Source organism: Citrobacter sp. RHB35-C17 (assembly GCF_013816795.1).
Taxonomy (GTDB): Bacteria; Pseudomonadota; Gammaproteobacteria; order Enterobacterales; family Enterobacteriaceae; genus Citrobacter_A; species Citrobacter_A amalonaticus.
Window position 1 is genome coordinate 3,886,813 of record NZ_CP057150.1, and the last position, 17,875, is coordinate 3,904,687.

The 17,875-nt window shown below is 55.2% G+C and carries 12 protein-coding genes; 10 read left to right on the forward strand and 2 right to left on the reverse strand.

The features are described 5' to 3' along the window. Positions 1-378: 378 nt before the first annotated feature. The 10 genes from ygfK to idi all read left to right on the forward strand — a co-directional run bounded on the left by ygfK (position 379) and on the right by idi (position 15,125). Entirely contained in the window at positions 379-3,483 is a 3,105-nt protein-coding gene (ygfK, locus tag HVZ37_RS18540) for a putative selenate reductase subunit YgfK (RefSeq protein ID WP_181627862.1), read from the forward strand. Between the two features lie 2 nt (positions 3,484-3,485). After that, positions 3,486-4,814, forward strand: coding sequence for a putative aminohydrolase SsnA (gene ssnA / locus HVZ37_RS18545; protein ID WP_181627863.1), 1,329 nt, complete (start codon positions 3,486-3,488; stop codon positions 4,812-4,814). Positions 4,815-4,859: 45 nt separating this feature from the next. Next, the gene (gene ygfM / locus HVZ37_RS18550; RefSeq protein WP_181628496.1) at positions 4,860-5,639 is read left to right on the forward strand and encodes a molybdopterin-dependent oxidoreductase FAD-binding subunit; all 780 of its coding nucleotides are present in this window, start codon (positions 4,860-4,862) and stop codon (positions 5,637-5,639) included. After that, the gene (locus tag HVZ37_RS18555; RefSeq protein WP_181627864.1) at positions 5,636-8,506 is read left to right on the forward strand and encodes a molybdopterin-dependent oxidoreductase Mo/Fe-S-binding subunit; all 2,871 of its coding nucleotides are present in this window, start codon (positions 5,636-5,638) and stop codon (positions 8,504-8,506) included. The genes ygfM and HVZ37_RS18555 overlap by 4 nt, the downstream gene beginning before the upstream one ends. 162 nt (positions 8,507-8,668) lie before the next feature. Then, positions 8,669-10,069 carry an NCS2 family protein gene (locus tag HVZ37_RS18560; RefSeq protein WP_042999375.1) on the forward strand — a complete coding sequence of 467 codons (1,401 nt, stop codon included), beginning with the start codon at positions 8,669-8,671 and terminating at the stop codon, positions 10,067-10,069. A 17-nt stretch (positions 10,070-10,086) separates the two neighbouring features. Then, positions 10,087-11,403, forward strand: coding sequence for a guanine deaminase (gene guaD, locus HVZ37_RS18565; protein WP_181627865.1), 1,317 nt, complete (start codon positions 10,087-10,089; stop codon positions 11,401-11,403). A 32-nt stretch (positions 11,404-11,435) separates the two neighbouring features. After that, the gene (ghxQ, locus tag HVZ37_RS18570; RefSeq protein ID WP_042999373.1) at positions 11,436-12,803 is read left to right on the forward strand and encodes a guanine/hypoxanthine transporter GhxQ; all 1,368 of its coding nucleotides are present in this window, start codon (positions 11,436-11,438) and stop codon (positions 12,801-12,803) included. A 63-nt stretch (positions 12,804-12,866) separates the two neighbouring features. Then, entirely contained in the window at positions 12,867-14,315 is a 1,449-nt protein-coding gene (locus HVZ37_RS18575; protein WP_044327227.1) for a nucleobase:cation symporter-2 family protein, read from the forward strand. A gap of 1 nt (position 14,316) precedes the next feature. After that, positions 14,317-14,442, forward strand: a complete 126-nt coding sequence (locus HVZ37_RS23185) for a hypothetical protein (RefSeq protein WP_099433739.1) — start codon at positions 14,317-14,319, stop codon at positions 14,440-14,442. A 134-nt stretch (positions 14,443-14,576) separates the two neighbouring features. Further along, entirely contained in the window at positions 14,577-15,125 is a 549-nt protein-coding gene (idi, locus tag HVZ37_RS18580; RefSeq protein WP_042999371.1) for an isopentenyl-diphosphate Delta-isomerase, read from the forward strand. Positions 15,126-15,177: 52 nt separating this feature from the next. Here idi and lysS read toward each other — a convergent pair whose 3' ends face one another. Both lysS and prfB read right to left on the reverse strand, forming a co-directional pair. Continuing rightward, entirely contained in the window at positions 15,178-16,695 is a 1,518-nt protein-coding gene (gene lysS, locus HVZ37_RS18585) for a lysine--tRNA ligase (protein WP_044254020.1), read from the reverse strand. A 9-nt stretch (positions 16,696-16,704) separates the two neighbouring features. Further along, positions 16,705-17,803, reverse strand: a protein-coding gene (gene prfB, locus HVZ37_RS18590; RefSeq protein WP_099433741.1) for a peptide chain release factor 2 whose coding sequence is annotated in 2 segments (ribosomal slippage) — positions 16,705-17,727 and positions 17,729-17,803 — 1,098 coding nt in all. Because the reading frame shifts where the segments join, the coding sequence is not laid out codon by codon here. Between the last annotated feature and the right edge of the window lie 72 nt (positions 17,804-17,875).

Below are 17,875 nucleotides of genomic sequence, written 5' to 3' on the forward strand. Positions count from 1 at the left end.
ATAGGAAATACGGAGTTAAACGATTGCGTTCAAATATTTCCCGATTCATTTTTCACTTATCATAATGATAAGCGATCGCCATTTTTGAGAAAACAGAATGCGATGATGAAATACCTTATCGCCATACCTCTCCCGGCTGATTTTCATTCTCATTTAGCGTTTGTGAGATATTTCACAAAGCAGACTTAAGATTAGAAGCGCCTCACAAAATTATATTTTTATGGCTCTGCTTTGTGAGTAGTGGTGCGAATGTTGCTCTATTTCTCCAAACCGCCGGCTTTATCAGTCCCGGTCAACCAATGACATCTATGAACACGCGCACCTTCCGGTTGTCTTGCCACGACCTGAAGAAAGCCGAGTAAAGCTAAGGAGAGGGGTATGGGGGATATAATGCGTCCGATTCCGTTTGAGGAACTTTTGACGCGCCTATTTGATGAATATCAGCAGCAGCGCTCGATCTTTGGTATTCCTGAGCAGCAGTTCTATTCACCGGAAAAAGGCAAATCGATAAGCGTATTTGGTGAAACCTGTGCCACCCCCGTCGGCCCCGCCGCCGGCCCGCACACCCAGCTCGCACAAAATATCATCACCTCCTGGCTGACTGGCGGTCGGTTTATTGAACTCAAAACAGTGCAAATTCTCGATCGGCTCGAACTGGAAAAACCCTGTATTGATGCGGAAGATGAGTGCTTCAATACCGAATGGTCGACGGAATTTACCCTGCTGAAAGCATGGGATGAGTATCTTAAAGCCTGGTTCGCCCTGCATTTACTGGAGCAACTGCTGCAACCTTCAGGTAGCGAGACCGGTAAATCGTTCATTTTTAATATGAGCGTCGGGTATAACCTCGACGGCATCAAGCAACCGCCCATGCAGGCGTTCATCGACAACATGATGGACGCATCCGCGCACCCTAAATTTGTGCAGTACCGCGACACGCTACAGCGATGGCTGCATGATGAAACATTCCTCGCGCGCCACGGGTTGAACGCACATCGGGAACGTCTACAGGCGCTGCCGGGACGCATTCCCACAAAACTGGTGCAGGGCGTCACGCTGTCCACGATGCACGGCTGCCCACCGCACGAAATCGAAGCCATCTGCCGCTATATGCTGGAAGAAAAAGGGCTGAATACCTTTGTGAAGCTGAATCCGACGCTGCTGGGCTATTCACGCGTACGTGAAATTCTGGACAGCTGTGGCTTCGGTTATATCGGCTTAAAAGAAGAGTCATTTGAGCACGATCTGAAGCTCACCCAGGCGCTGGAAATGTTGCAGCGCCTGATGGCGCTGGCAAAAGAAAAGTCGCTGGGTTTTGGCGTAAAACTCACCAACACCCTGGGCACCGTCAATAACAAAGGTGCGCTTCCCGGCGAAGAGATGTATATGTCTGGCCGGGCGCTGTTCCCGCTCTCAATCAACGTGGCGGCAGTGCTTTCCCGGGCCTTCGACGGCCAATTGCCCATCTCCTATTCCGGCGGCGCCAGCCAGTTGACCATCCGCGATATCTTTGACACCGGCATTCGTCCGATCACCATGGCGACCGACCTGTTAAAGCCAGGCGGTTACCTGCGACTCAGCGCCTGTATGCGTGAGCTGGAGTCTTCAGATGCGTGGGGAATGGAACATGTCGATGTCGAACGACTGAATCGACTGGCGGAAGAGGCCGTCACGATGGCCTATACCCAAAAACACTGGAAACCTGAAGAGCGCATTGACGTGGCCGGCGGCTTGCCGCTGACCGACTGCTACGTCGCCCCGTGTATTACGGCCTGCGCCATCAAACAGGACATTCCGGAGTATATTCGCCTGCTGGGCGAGCAGCGTTATGCCGACGCGCTGGAACTGATTTATCAGCGAAACGCCCTCCCGGCAATCACCGGTCATATCTGCGATCATCAGTGTCAGTACAACTGTACCCGTCTGGACTATGACAGCGCTTTGAACATCCGTGAACTGAAAAAAGTGGCGCTGGAAAAGGGGTGGGATGAATACAAACAGCGCTGGCACAAACCCGCAGGCTCAGGCTCACGTCATCCGGTTGCAGTCATCGGTGCGGGTCCGGCCGGGCTTGCGGCCGGTTACTTCCTTGCCCGGGCAGGACACCCGGTGACGCTATTTGAACGCGAAGCCAACGCGGGCGGCGTGGTGAAAAATATCATTCCTCAGTTCCGTATTCCGGCAGAACTCATCCAGCACGATATCGATTTTGTCGCCGATCACGGCGTGAAGTTCGAATATGGCTGTGCGCCAGATCTGACCGTACAGAGCCTGAAAGAAAAGGGGTTCCACTACGTTCTGATCGCAACCGGTACGGATAAAAACAGCGGCGTGAAGCTCGACGGCGATAACCCCAACATCTGGAAATCGCTTCCCTTCCTGCGTGAATACAATCAGGGAACTGCGTTGACGCTCGGTAAGCATGTGGCGATCGTCGGCGCGGGCAACACGGCGATGGACTGTGCCCGTGCGGCACTGCGCGTGCCGGGTGTGGAGAAAGTCACCGTGGTCTACCGCCGTTCGTTGCAGGAGATGCCCGCCTGGCGTGAAGAGTATGAAGAAGCCCTGCACGATGGGGTTGAGTTCCGTTTTCTCAACAACCCTGAACGTTTTGATGCGGATGGCACACTCACCCTGCGCGTCATGACGCTCGGAGAGCCGGATGAGAAAGGACGGCGCCGCCCGGTTGAAACCGACGAAACGCTGACGCTGTACATCGATAGTCTGATTACCGCCATTGGTGAACAGCAGGATACCGAAGCACTGAATGCAATGGGTGTTCCGCTTGACAGCAAAGGCTGGCCAGAGGTGAATCACAACGGCGAAACCCGCCTCACCGACGTGTTCATGATTGGCGACGTCCAGCGTGGTCCATCATCCATTGTTGCCGCCATCGGCTCTGCGCGTCGGGCCACGGATACCATCCTCTGGCGGGAAAATATCCGCTCCCACCATGGCGATAAACGCTGGAATAACGTTAGCCCCGCTGAAATCTATCAGCGTAAAGGCGAGATCGCGGTCGCGAAGGTCGATAAAGATGACCGTGACGCCTTTGTCGCCCAGGAAGCGGCCCGCTGCCTTGAATGCAACTATGTCTGCAGCAAATGCGTGGATGTCTGTCCGAACCGCGCCAATGTGTCAATTCCCGTGCCGGGATTCCAGAATCGCTTCCAGACGCTACATCTGGATGCTTACTGCAACGAATGCGGTAACTGCGCTCAATTCTGTCCGTGGCAGGGCAAGCCGTATAAAGACAAAGTCACGCTCTTTAGCCTGCCACAGGATTTCGACAACAGCAGTAACCCGGGTTTCCTGGTGGAAGACGATCGGGTCAGGGTCCGGCTGAATGACCAAATCTGGGTATTAAACATCAGCCATGATGGGCAGTTCGCCAGCATCCCGCCGGAACTGGATGACATGTGCCGCGTCATTAGCTATGTCCACCAGCATCACCATTACCTGTTAGGCCGCGTGGAGGGGTAATCATGTTGATTCTGAAAAATGTCACCGCCGTACAACTTCATCCGGCCAGCGTGCGTGAAGGGGTGGATATTGCAATCGACAAAGACGTTATTGTTGAGGTGGGTGACGCCCTGACGCAGCGCTATCCGCAAGCGCAATGGAAAGAGATGCATGGGCGAATCGTGATGCCAGGCCTGGTCTGTGCGCATAACCACTTCTACTCCGGTTTATCGCGCGGGATCCAGGCCAATATCGCCCCCAGCCCGGACTTTATCTCAACGTTGAAAAACCTGTGGTGGCGTCTGGATCGGGCGCTGGACGAAGAGTCGCTCTACTACAGCGGACTAATTTGCTCGCTGGAGGCGATTAAGAGCGGATGCTCTGCGGTTATCGATCACCATGCTTCACCGGGCTACATCCAGGGCTCGCTCTCTACGCTGCGTTCAGCCTTTTTAAAAGTCGGTCTTCGGGCAATGACCTGCTTTGAAACCACCGACCGTAACGAAGGTATCAAAGAGCTACAGGCAGGCGTCGAAGAGAATATTCGCTTCGCCCGTCAGATAGACCATGCGCGAGAGAGCGGTAGCGAGCCGTACCTGGTGGAAGCGCACATTGGCGCGCATGCCCCCTTTACCGTGCCCGATGCCGGTCTGGAGATGCTACGCGAGGCCATCAACGCGACCGGGCGCGGGCTGCACATCCATGCGGCGGAAGACCGCTACGATGTCTCCCACAGTCATCATCTGTACGGTAAAGACCTGCTGGTCAGGTTGGCGGAATATGGGCTCATTGACCGTAAAACGCTGGTCGCACACGGCTTGTACCTGTCAGTTGAAGATATCGCGCTGTTGAATCAGCAAGATGCCTTCCTGGTACACAATGCCCGCTCCAACATGAATAACCATGTGGGCTATAACCACCACCTTACCCATATTCGCAATCTGGCGCTGGGGACGGACGGTATCGGCTCCGACATGCTTGAAGAGATGAAATTTGCCTTCTTCAAACATCGCGACGCGGGCGGTCCTCTGTGGCCTGACAGCTTTGCGAAAGCACTGGCGAACGGCAACGAACTGTTGCACCGCAACTTCGGAGAAAAATTTGGCCAACTGGAAGCCGGTTATAAAGCCGATTTAACCCTTCTCGACTATTCGTCGCCGACGCCGCTGATCGCTGAAAACGTTGCCGGGCATATCGCTTTCGGTCTCGGTTCAGGCAGCGTGCACAGCGTGATGGTGAATGGCGTGATGGTGTATGAAGACCGTCAGTTCACTTTCGATACCGATTCCATTTATGCGCAGGCCCGAAAAGCCGCCGCCAACATGTGGCGGCGAATGGATGCGCTGGCATAGCCCATACCCTCTCCTGAACGGGAGAGGGAGTGATGAGGAATGATGATGATTGAACAATTTTTCAGGCCCGACTCCGTTGACCAGGCGCTGGAACTCAAGCGCCGCTATCAGGAGGACGCCGTCTGGTTTGCCGGGGGCAGCAAACTTAACGCCACGCCAACGCGTACCGATAAGCGGATTGCCATTTCATTGCAGGATCTGGAACTGGAGTGGATCGACTGGGACAATGGCGCATTGCGTATCGGGGCGATGACTCGCCTGCAACCGTTGCATGACGCCCGCTATCTCCCGGCGGCACTGCGTGAGGCGATAGGCTTTATCTACTCCCGCCATCTTCGCAACCAGTCGACCCTCGGCGGCGAGATTGCCGCGCAACAGCAAGAGTCCGTGTTACTCCCCGTCCTGCTGGCGCTGGACGCCCAGTTGGTGTGTGGTGATGGCGAAACTCTGTCGCTGGAAAGCTATCTCGTCGATCCACGCGATCGCCTGCTCACCGAAATTATCATTAAAGATCCCTTCCGCCCTTGCGCCACGCGCAAAGTGAGCCGTTCACAGGCCGGATTAACCGTCGTGACAGCGGCGGTCGCGTTGACTGAACACGGTGGCATGTGCATCGCGCTGGACGGCGTGGCGGACAAAGCACTGCGCCTGCGTGACGTGGAAACACAAACGCGAGAAGGTACGGAACTGGAACAGGCGGTCGCAAACGCCCTGTTCCCACAGGATGATATTCGGGGCAGCGCGGCCTATAAGCGCTATATCACCGGCGTGGTTGTCGCCGATCTGTATGCCGACTGTCTGATGGCCGGGGAGGACGTTGTATGATGATTCACTTCACATTGAACGGCATGGCCCGTGAAATGAAGATTAACCCGGGCGAAAACGTACAGAAGCTGCTGTTTAGCCTCGGCATGCACTCCGTGCGCAACAGTGACGACGGATTCGGTTTCGCCGGTTCGGACGCGATTCTCTACAACGGTCGCATCGTCAATGCCTCATTACTGATTGCCGCGCAGTTGGATCACGCGGAGATCCGCACCAGCGAATCACTCGGTCAATGGAATGCGTTGAGCCTGGTACAACAGGCGATGGTGGATGTCGGCGTCGTGCAGTCCGGTTATAACGATCCGGCGGCCGCATTGATCATCACCGATCTGCTGGAACGAATCGCGAATCCTACCCGTGAAGAGATTGACGATGCGTTGTCCGGCCTGTTCAGTCGTGATGCGGGCTGGCAGCAATATTATCAGGTGATCGAACTGGCGGTGGCGCGTAAAAACGATCCGCAAGCCCGTATGACTGTCGCCCCCACTTTCCGCGACGATCTCGCGGTGATTGGTAAACCCTGGCCAAAAACCGATGCGGCCAAAATGGTCCAGGCCAAACCCTGCTATGTGGAAGACCGTATCACCCCAGACGCCTGCGTAATTAAAATGCTGCGCAGTCCGCACGCCCATGCGTTGATCACTCATCTCGACGTCAGCAAAGCCGAAGCATTGCCTGGCGTGGTTCACGTGATCACCCACCGCAACTGCCCGGACATCTATTATACGCCCGGCGGGCAGAGCGCGCCGGAACCCTCCCCGCTTGACCGCCGCATGTTCGGCAAAAAAATGCGCCATGTCGGCGATCGTGTTGCCGCCGTGGTTGCAGAGAGCGAAGAGATTGCGCTGGCTGCGCTCGAACTCATTGATGTGAAATATGATGTTCTTAAGCCGGTATTGTCGATAGACGAAGCCATGGCAGACGATGCACCCGTCGTACACGATGAACCGGTGGTGTACGTCGCAGGCGCGCCACAGACACTGGAAGAAGATAACCGCCATGCCGCCCAACGTGGCGAGCACATGGTCATCAACTTCCCGATTGGTTCACGCCCGCGGAAAAATATCGCCGCCAGCATTCATGGTCATATCGGCGATATGGAGAAAGGGTTTGCCGAAGCGGATGTGATCATCGAGCGCACTTATCACTCCACACAGGCGCAGCAGTGTCCGGCAGAGCCTCACATCTGTTTTACGCGCATGGACGGCGATCGCCTGATCATTCACGCCTCAACTCAGGTACCGTGGCACCTTCGCCGCCAGGTTGCCCGTCTCGTTGGCATGAAGCAGCACAAAGTCCACGTCATTAAGGAACGCGTCGGCGGCGGCTTTGGTTCTAAACAGGACATCCTGCTGGAAGAAGTCTGCGCATGGGCGACCTGCGTGACCGGACGCCCGGTCTATTTCCGCTATACCCGTGAAGAGGAGTTTATTGCCAATACCTCCCGTCACGTTGCAAAAGTCACGGTCAAACTTGGCGCGAAGAAAGATGGTCGCCTGACGGCGGTCAAAATGGACTTCCGCGCCAATACTGGCCCATATGGCAACCATTCGTTGACCGTGCCGAGCAACGGCCCGGCGCTCTCGTTACCGCTGTACCCCTGCGACAACGTCGATTTCCAGGTCACCACCTACTACAGCAATATCTGTCCGACGGGGGCGTATCAGGGCTATGGCGCGCCGAAAGGCACCTTTGCGATGACGATGGCGTTAGCCGAACTTGCCGAACAACTGCACATTGATCAACTGGAGATCATCGAGCGCAATCGGGTTCACGAGGGACAGGAACTGAAAATTCTCGGCGCGATCGGTGAAGGGAAAGCGCCAACCTCCGTTCCTTCCGCCGCCAGTTGCGCACTGGAAGCGATCCTGCGTCAGGGACGGAAGATGATCGACTGGTCGTCGCCCAAACCACAGAACGGTGACTGGCGTACCGGTCGCGGGGTCGCCATTATTATGCAGAAATCAGGGATCCCGGACATCGATCAGGCGAACTGCATGATCAAACTGGAGTCCGATGGCACTTTCATCGTCCACTCCGGCGGCGCAGATATTGGCACCGGGCTGGATACGGTTGTCACTAAACTGACGGCGGAAGTGCTGCACTGTGCGCCAGAGGAAGTGCATGTCATTTCCGGCGATACTGACCATGCACTCTTCGACAAAGGCGCTTACGCCTCATCCGGCACCTGCTTCTCGGGGAACGCGGCGCGTAAGGCAGCAGAAAACCTGCGTGAGAAAATCCTCTTTCATGGGGCGCAGATGCTGGGTGAACCCGTTGCTGACGTTCAACTGGTAGCACCTGGCGTTGTACGCGGCAAGCAGGGCGAAGTGAGTTACGTTGAGATCGCGCACAAAGCGGAGACGGGAACTGGTTTTGGCACGCTGGTCGCCACGGCCAGTTACATCACCGCAGACTTCGCATTTCCGTATGGGGCGAACTTCGCCGAAGTCGCGGTGAATACCCGAACCGGCGAAATCCGTCTCGACAAGTTCTACGCACTGCTGGACTGTGGCACACCGGTCAACCCGGAACTCGCACTCGGGCAAATCTACGGGGCGTCAATGCGGGCCATTGGCCATAGTCTGAGCGAAGAGATCCTCTATGATGCCGAAGGCCATCCGCTGACCCGCGATCTGCGCAGTTACGGTGCGCCAAAAATTGGCGACATCCCTCGGGATTTTCGTGCCGTTCTGGTGCCAAGCGACGATAAGGTTGGCCCCTTTGGTGCCAAATCGATCTCAGAAATTGGCGTTAACGGCGCGGCACCGGCCATTGCCACCGCTATTCATGATGCCTGTGGCGTATGGTTACGCGAATGGCATTTCACACCGGAGAAAATACTGACCGCGCTGGAAAAAATGTAACAACGTGGGCCGCTCAGGCGGCCCGCTCACATGACTCAATAACGATTAAATGCCGTCTGCGGAAATGAGATAAGCCGTTCTCAGGGCAACCTGCGCCTCAAATTCGCAGAATTTAATTCTGCTGATTCAGATGATCAAATTTACTTATTAAGGAGTGAAGGGATGTCTGATATATCACGTGCAGGCTCAGATCTGATTTACGAACTGGAGGATCGCCCTCCCTTTCATCAGTCTATTATCGGCGCGATCACCCACCTGCTGGCCATCTTTGTCCCCATGGTCACGCCCGCATTAATTGTTGGCACCGCGCTACAGCTCTCAACGGAAACCACCGCCTATCTGGTCTCAATGGCGATGATTGCATCTGGCATCGGCACCTGGCTGCAGGTCAATCGCTATGGCATGGTCGGTTCCGGCTTACTCTCGATTCAGTCGGTCAACTTTTCGTTTGTTACGGTGATGATTGCACTGGGCAGCGGGATGAAAAACGATGGATTCCACGAAGAGTTGATCATGTCATCGCTGCTCGGCGTTTCATTTGTCGGGGCATTTCTGGTGGTGGGCTCGTCTTTCATTTTGCCTTACTTACGCAGGGTCATCACGCCGACCGTCAGCGGCATTGTGGTGCTGATGATTGGCCTGAGCCTGATTAAAGTCGGGATTATCGATTTTGGCGGCGGCTTTGCGGCGAAAAGCAGCGGCACCTACGGAAATTACGAGAATATCGGCGTCGGGTTGCTGGTGCTGATCGTGGTGATCGGTTTTAACTGCTGCCGCAGTCCGTTACTGAGAATGGGCGGTATCGCGATCGGGCTGTGCGTGGGTTATATCGTCTCTCTGTGCCTGGGCATGGTGGATTTCAGCAGTATGCGCAATCTGCCGTGGGTCACCATCCCGACCCCTTTTAAGTACGGTTTCCAGTTCAACTTTCATCACTTTCTGGTGGTGGGGACCATTTATCTGCTCAGCGTGCTGGAAGCCGTCGGCGACATTACCGCGACCGCGATGGTGTCCAGACGCCCCATTCAGGGAGATGAATACCAGTCACGCCTGAAGGGCGGCGTGCTGGCCGATGGGCTGGTCTCCGTTATTGCCTCTGCGGTAGGTTCACTGCCATTGACGACCTTTGCGCAAAACAACGGCGTTATCCAGATGACCGGCGTCGCCTCTCGCTATATCGGCCGTACCATCGCCGTCATGCTGGTGCTGCTTGGACTGTTTCCCATGATTGGCGGCTTCTTTACCACTATTCCTTCGGCGGTGCTGGGGGGCGCGATGACGCTAATGTTCTCGATGATCGCAATCGCCGGGATCCGCATCATCATCACGAACGGGCTTAAGCGCCGTGAAACGCTGATTGTTGCCACCTCGTTGGGACTGGGGCTGGGCGTCTCCTATGACCCGGAAATATTCAAAATCCTGCCGGCCTCAATTTATGTGTTGGTGGAAAACCCCATCTGCGCGGGCGGTCTGACCGCCATTCTACTGAATATCATTCTCCCAGGAGGCTACCGGCCTGAAGAAGTGCTGCCGGGCATCGTCTCCCCGGAGGAAACGGATTAACGGTAAAGGAGTTTACGATGTCTGGAGAACACACGTTGAAAGCGGTACGCGGCAGCTTTATTGATGTCATCCGCACCGTTGAAAACCCGGAAGAGATCGCCTCAGCGCTGCGATTTTTGGAAGACGGATTGCTGCTGATTCGCCAGGGAAAAGTCGAATGGTTTGGTGAGTGGGAAGCAGGAAAACAGCGGATCCCTGACGCCATCCGTGTCCGTGACTATCGCGGAAAACTGGTCGTGCCGGGATTCGTTGATACGCATATCCATTACCCCCAGAGCGAAATGGTCGGTGCCTATGGCGAACAGCTGCTGGAATGGCTGAATAAGCACACCTTCCCGACCGAAAGACGCTATGAGGATCTGGAATACGCACGCGAGATGTCAGCTTTTTTCATCAAGCAACTGTTGCGTAACGGCACCACCAGCGCGTTGGTTTTTGGCACGGTGCATCCACAGTCCGTGGATGCGCTATTTGAAGCCGCCAGCCATATCAATATGCGCATGATCGCCGGCAAAGTGATGATGGATCGTAACGCGCCGGATTACCTTCTGGACGACGCCGAGAGCAGCTACCTGCAAAGTAAGGCGTTGATTGAGCGGTGGCATAAAAATGGCCGCCTGCTGTATGCCATCACGCCGCGCTTTGCCCCGACCTCGTCACCGCAACAGATGGCGATGGCGCAGCGTCTGCGGGAAGAATATCCCGACACCTGGGTACATACCCATCTCTGTGAAAACAAAGACGAAATTTCCTGGGTTAAAGAACTCTATCCTGAACATGACGGCTATCTGGATGTGTACCACCAGTACGGGCTGACCGGCAAAAATTGCGTCTTCGCCCACTGTGTCCATCTGGAAGAGAAAGAGTGGGATCGCCTGAGCGAAACCCACTCCAGCATCGCCTTTTGTCCGACCTCAAACCTCTACCTCGGCAGCGGTTTGTTCAATCTGCAAAAAGCCTGGAGGAAGAAGATCAACGTCGGTATGGGAACCGATATCGGCGCCGGTACCACCTTCAACATGCTGCAAACGCTGAACGAAGCCTACAAAGTGGTGCAACTACAGGGGTACCGACTCTCGGCATACGAAGCCTTTTACCTGGCGACGCTCGGCGGCGCGAAAGCGCTGGGCCTCGACGATCTGATTGGTAACTTTATGCCGGGCAAAGAGGCGGACTTTGTGGTGCTGGAACCGACAGCGACGCCGCTGCAACAACTGCGCTATGACAACTCAACATCCCTGGTCGACAAATTGTTCGTGATGATGACGCTGGGCGACGATCGCTCAATTTACCGCACTTACGTCGACGGACGTCTGGTGTACGAACGGACCTGACAGAACGCTAACATCCTGCTGAGGACATCATTATGTCTGGAGATATTCTGCAAACCCCCGGCGCGTCGAAACCACGCAGCGCGCTGGATAATTACTTCAAGATTACGGCGCGTGGCAGTACCGTGCGTCAGGAAATACTGGCCGGGTTGACCACCTTTCTGGCGATGGTCTATTCGGTCATAGTCGTGCCCGGAATGCTGGGGAAAGCGGGATTCCCACCCGCCGCCGTCTTTGTCGCCACCTGCCTCGTCGCAGGCTTCGGCTCGCTGTTGATGGGCCTGTGGGCCAACCTGCCGATGGCGATTGGCTGTGCTATTTCGCTGACCGCCTTCACCGCATTCAGCCTGGTGCTGGGACAACACATTTCGATTCCTGTCGCCCTCGGCGCGGTTTTCCTGATGGGGGTCATTTTTACCGCTATCTCGGTCACCGGCGTCCGGACCTGGATCTTACGAAACTTACCCATGGGTATCGCGCATGGCACAGGGATTGGCATCGGGTTGTTCCTGTTGCTGATCGCGGCGAACGGCGTCGGTATGGTGATTAAAAACCCGTTGGAAGGGCTTCCGGTGGCACTCGGCGCATTTACCTCTTTTCCGGTTCTGATGAGTCTGCTGGGTTTGGCGGTCATCTTCGGGCTGGAGAAATGCCGCGTCCCTGGCGGGATCCTGCTGGTGATTATCGCCATCTCGATTATCGGATTGATATTTGACCCTGCCGTTAAATATCACGGCCTGGTCGCCATGCCCAGCCTGAGCGGTGAAGACGGTAAGTCTCTGATTTTCAGTCTTGATATCATGGGCGCCTTACAGCCTGCGGTGCTGCCCAGCGTACTGGCGCTGGTGATGACGGCGGTATTTGATGCCACCGGCACCATTCGCGCCGTCGCCGGACAAGCGAATCTGCTGGATAAAGACAACCAAATCATCAACGGCGGTAAAGCGTTGACCAGCGACTCCATCAGCTCCGTATTCTCCGGTCTGGTGGGCGCAGCGCCGGCCGCCGTCTATATTGAATCCGCTGCGGGAACCGCCGCCGGTGGAAAAACAGGACTGACCGCCGCCATCGTCGGCTGTTTGTTCTTGCTTATCCTGTTCTTATCGCCTCTCTCTTACCTGATACCCGGCTATGCGACGGCGCCTGCGCTGATGTACGTCGGCTTACTGATGCTCAGTAATGTCTCAAAACTGGATTTCAATGACTTCATCGATGCGATGGCCGGTCTGGTCTGCGCGGTCTTTATCGTCCTGACCTGCAATATCGTCACCGGCATTATGCTCGGTTTCGTGACGCTGGTTGTCGGTCGCGTTTTTGCCCGGGAATGGCAGAAGCTGAACATCGGTACCGTCATCATTACCGTCGCGCTGGTGGCGTTTTACGCCGGCGGATGGGCTATTTAAGCGAGGCTCCGCGCCAACGCGCGCGGAGCTGTTCTATCGGCCTCGCCATTCAGGAGAAAACGCATGAGCGCCATAGATTCCCAACTTCCCTCACCGTCGGGGCAGGGCCGCGCCACCGATGAGGTCGACCGTATATTATCGCCTGGCAAGCTGGTCGTCCTCGGTCTGCAACATGTGCTGGTCATGTACGCGGGCGCGGTCGCTGTACCGCTGATGATTGGCGACAGACTCGGCCTCAGCAAAGAAGCTATTGCGCTGTTAATCAGCTCGGATCTCTTCTGCTGCGGGATCGTGACCCTGCTGCAATGTATTGGCATCGGTCGCTTTATGGGGATTCGCCTGCCCGTGATTATGTCGGTGACGTTTGCCGCGGTGACGCCGATGATTGCGATTGGCATCAATCCGGATATCGGTCTGTTGGGCATTTTTGGCTCAACCATTGCCGCTGGCGCGATCACCACACTCTTAGCGCCGCTTGTCGGTCGCCTGATGCCCTTATTTCCACCGCTGGTAACGGGCGTGGTGATCACCTCGATTGGTCTGAGCATTATTCAGGTGGGCGTTGACTGGGCTGCTGGCGGAAAAGGTAATCCTGAGTATGGGAATCCGGTCTATTTAGGGATTTCATTTGCGGTCTTAATCTTTATTTTATTAATCACCCGATTTGCCAAAGGCTTCATGTCCAACGTCGCGGTCCTGCTGGGGATCATCTTTGGCTTTGCGTTGTCATGGATGATGAATGAAGTGAATTTGTCAGGCCTGCACGATGCCTCGTGGTTCGCGATTGTCACACCGATGGCCTTCGGCACCCCTGTCTTTGATCCGGTGTCGATTCTGACCATGACGGCTGTGTTAATCATTGTGTTTATTGAATCGATGGGGATGTTCCTGGCGCTCGGCGAAATCGTCGGTCGCAAACTCTCATCGCAGGATATCATTCGCGGCCTGCGCGTGGATGGCGTCGGGACAATGATTGGCGGACTGTTTAACAGCTTTCCCCACACTTCATTTTCCCAAAACGTTGGCCTGGTCAGCGTCACGCGCGTGCACAGTCGATGGGTCTGCATCGCTTCCGGCGTCATCTTAATTTTGTTTGGCATGGTGCCGAAAATGGCGGTTCTGGTCGCCTCCATTCCGCAGTTCGTCCTCGGCGGCGCGGGTCTGGTGATGTTTGGTATGGTACTGGCAACCGGGATCCGCATTCTCTCGCGCTGCAATTACACCACGAACCGTTACAACCTCTACATTGTGGCCATCAGCCTGGGCGTCGGCATGACGCCGACGTTATCGCATGACTTTTTCTCTCGCCTGCCTGCCGTTCTCCAGCCGTTACTGCACAGCGGAATTATGCTTGCCACCTTCAGCGCTGTCGTACTGAATCTGTTTTTCAATGGCTACCACCACCATACCGGGCTGGTGCAGGAATCCGTCTCGGATAAAAACCTGAAGGTCAGAACGGTTCGAATGTGGTTACTGATGCGCAAGTTGAAAAAAAATCAGCAGGATGAATAGTATGAATCTCTTTTGGCGCTGCCTGATTACCTTGCTGTTGCTCATGCTGATGTCGATACCCGCCATTTCTGACGGCATTGCGCTGGGTATCGAAAGTCGCTTCCGGTTTATGCTGCTGTTTTTCTAAAATCACGCCCCGCTCCCGACATCCGTACCGCAAGATGCGGATGTCACATTCCTGTGTTAAACGCTCCCGGCGTTAATCATTTCATCGTGAGATCTCATATACTGGTGTGCGCTTGAGATTGACAGTGAGACATTATGCGACAGGAACACGTCATTTTACTGGATGCACAGGACACCCCTTCCGGCACGCTGGAAAAATATACCGCCCACACCGTTAACACACCATTGCATCTCGCCTTCTCCTCCTGGCTGTTCAATACAGAGGGACAGCTGTTGGTGACTCGCCGTTCGCTGGAAAAAAAAGCGTGGCCAGGCGTCTGGACTAACTCGGTCTGCGGCCACCCTCAACAAGGTGAAAGTCACGAAGAGGCTGTTATCCGCCGCTGTCGTTATGAGCTGGGCGTAGAGATTGCCAGTCTGACTCCCGTCTACCTGACATTTCGCTATCGCGCGACCGATCCCAGTGGGATCGTCGAGAATGAGGTCTGCCCGGTCTATGCAGCACGGGTGACCAGTGAACTGCAGGTCAATCGCGATGAGGTGATGGATTATCAGTGGAGCGATCTGGAGGCGGTTTTACGCGGAATTGACGCGACGCCGTGGGCTTTCAGTCCGTGGATGGTGATGCAGGCGTCAAACGATACGGCGCGAGCGTCACTCCTTAACTTTAGCCGTCAGCAATAAAAAACCCCGGCATGTCAGCCGGGGATTTTTTTATTAGCCGTCGCCGTGAAGCTTATTTGACCGGACGCATCGCCGGGAACAGGATCACGTCGCGGATGGTGTGGCTGTTGGTGAACAGCATCACCATACGGTCGATACCAATACCCAGACCCGCGGTCGGCGGCAGACCATGCTCCAGCGCGGTAACGTAGTCTTCGTCGAAGAACATCGCTTCGTCGTCGCCCGCCGCTTTCGCGTCAACCTGATCCTGGAAGCGCTGCGCCTGATCTTCCGCATCGTTCAGCTCGCTAAAGCCGTTACCGATCTCACGACCGCCGATGAAGAACTCAAAGCGATCGGTGATTTCCGGGTTCTCGTCATTACGACGCGCCAGCGGAGACACTTCTGCCGGGTATTCGGTGATGAACGTCGGCTGAATCAGATGCGCTTCGGCCACTTCTTCGAAAATTTCCGTCACGATACGGCCCAGACCCCAGCTCTTCTCGACCTTGATACCGAGAGATTCAGCAATCGCTTTGGCGGAGTCGAAGTTATCCAGTTCAGCCATTTCCGTTTCCGGACGGTATTTCTTGATAGCCTCGCGCATAGTCAGTTTTTCGAACGGTTTGCCGAAGTCGAACACTTCATCGCCGTAAGGCACTTCCGTTTTACCCAACACGTCCTGCGCCAGCGTACGGAACAGAGACTCGGTCAGTTCGATCAGATCTTTATAATCCGCATAGGCCATGTAGAGTTCCATCATGGTGAACTCTGGGTTATGACGCACGGAGATCCCTTCGTTACGGAAGTTACGGTTGATTTCGAATACGCGCTCGAAGCCGCCAACCACCAGACGCTTCAGGTACAGTTCCGGCGCAATACGCAGGTACATGTCCAGATCCAGCGCATTGTGATGGGTGATAAACGGACGCGCAGACGCGCCGCCTGGGATCACCTGCATCATCGGGGTCTCAACTTCCATAAAGCCGCGACCGACCATGAACTGGCGGATGCCTGCCAGGATCTGAGAACGCACTTTAAAGGTGTTGCGGGATTCATCGTTAGAGATGAGATCCAGATAGCGCTGACGATAACGCGCTTCCTGATCCTGCAAACCGTGGAATTTATCCGGCAGCGGACGCAGCGCTTTGGTCAACAGACGCAATTCGGTGCAATGGATAGACAGTTCGCCGGTTTTGGTTTTGAACAGCTTTCCTTTGGCGCCGAGGATGTCGCCGAGATCCCATTTTTTGAACTGCTCGTTGTAAACACCTTCCGGCAGATCGTCACGGGCAACGTACAGCTGAATGCGGCCACCCACGTCCTGCAACGTCACAAAGGACGCTTTCCCCATGATACGACGGGTCATCATGCGGCCTGCAACGGACACCTCGATGTTCAGCGCTTCCAGCTCTTCGTTCTCTTTCGCATCGAAGTCAGTATGCAGTTGGTCTGAGGTGTGATCGCGACGGAAATCGTTCGGGAAGGCGATACCCTGCTCACGCAGGCCAGCCAGTTTCTCACGACGCGTTTTCAGTTCGTTATTAAGATCGGCTACCGCGTCAGCGCCCTGTGCGTGTTGTTCAGACATGTTGGTTCCTCATAACCCTGCTTTCAAACTTGCTTCGATAAATTGATCCAGGCTGCCATCCAGCACCGCCTGCGTGTTGCGGGTTTCAACCCCGGTACGCAAGTCTTTAATGCGGGAGTCATCAAGGACGTAAGAACGGATCTGGCTTCCCCAGCCGATGTCGGATTTAGTGTCTTCCATCGCCTGCTTCTCAGCGTTTTTCTTCTGCATTTCCAGTTCATAAAGCTTCGCTTTCATCTGCTTCATGGCCTGGTCTTTGTTCTTGTGCTGGGAGCGATCGTTCTGACACTGCGTCACAATCCCGGTCGGGATGTGGGTAATACGCACCGCGGATTCCGTACGGTTAACGTGCTGACCGCCCGCGCCGGATGCGCGATACACGTCAATTCGCAGGTCCGCCGGGTTGATTTCGATATCAATATCGTCATCCACTTCCGGGTAAACGAACGCGGAGCTAAACGAGGTATGGCGACGACCACCGGAGTCGAACGGGCTCTTACGCACCAGACGGTGAACGCCGGTTTCCGTACGCAGCCAGCCGTAGGCATATTCGCCAGAAATCTTAATGGTCACGGACTTGATCCCGGCCACTTCCCCTTCTGACTCTTCAATAATTTCGGTCTTGAAGCCGCGTGCTTCTGCCCAGCGCAAATACATACGCTCCAGCATGCTTGCCCAGTCCTGCGCTTCAGTACCGCCGGAACCGGCCTGGATATCGAGGTAGCAATCGGCGCTGTCATATTCGCCGGAGAACATACGGCGGAACTCCAGTTGCGCTAGTTTTTCGTCAAGCGTATCGAGTTCAGCAACGGCTTCGTTAAAGGTTTCTTCGTCGTCGGCTTCTACAGCCAGATCCAGCAGGCCGGAAACATCTTCCAGACCCTGAGACATTTGGTCGAGGGTGTCGACAATCGCTTCAAGCGAGGAACGTTCCTTACCCAGCGCCTGTGCGCGTTCGGGTTCGTTCCAGACGTCAGGCTGTTCCAGCTCGGCGTTTACTTCTTCCAGACGCTCTTTCTTGGCATCATAGTCAAAGATACCCCCTAAGAACGTCAGAGCGCTCCGTGAGGTCCTGAATGCGGTTTTTTACCGGATTAATTTCAAACATGGTCTGATTTCTTTTATTGGACTTGTCAAAATGCGGTGATAAGAGCGGGATTGTACCCAATCCACGCGCTTA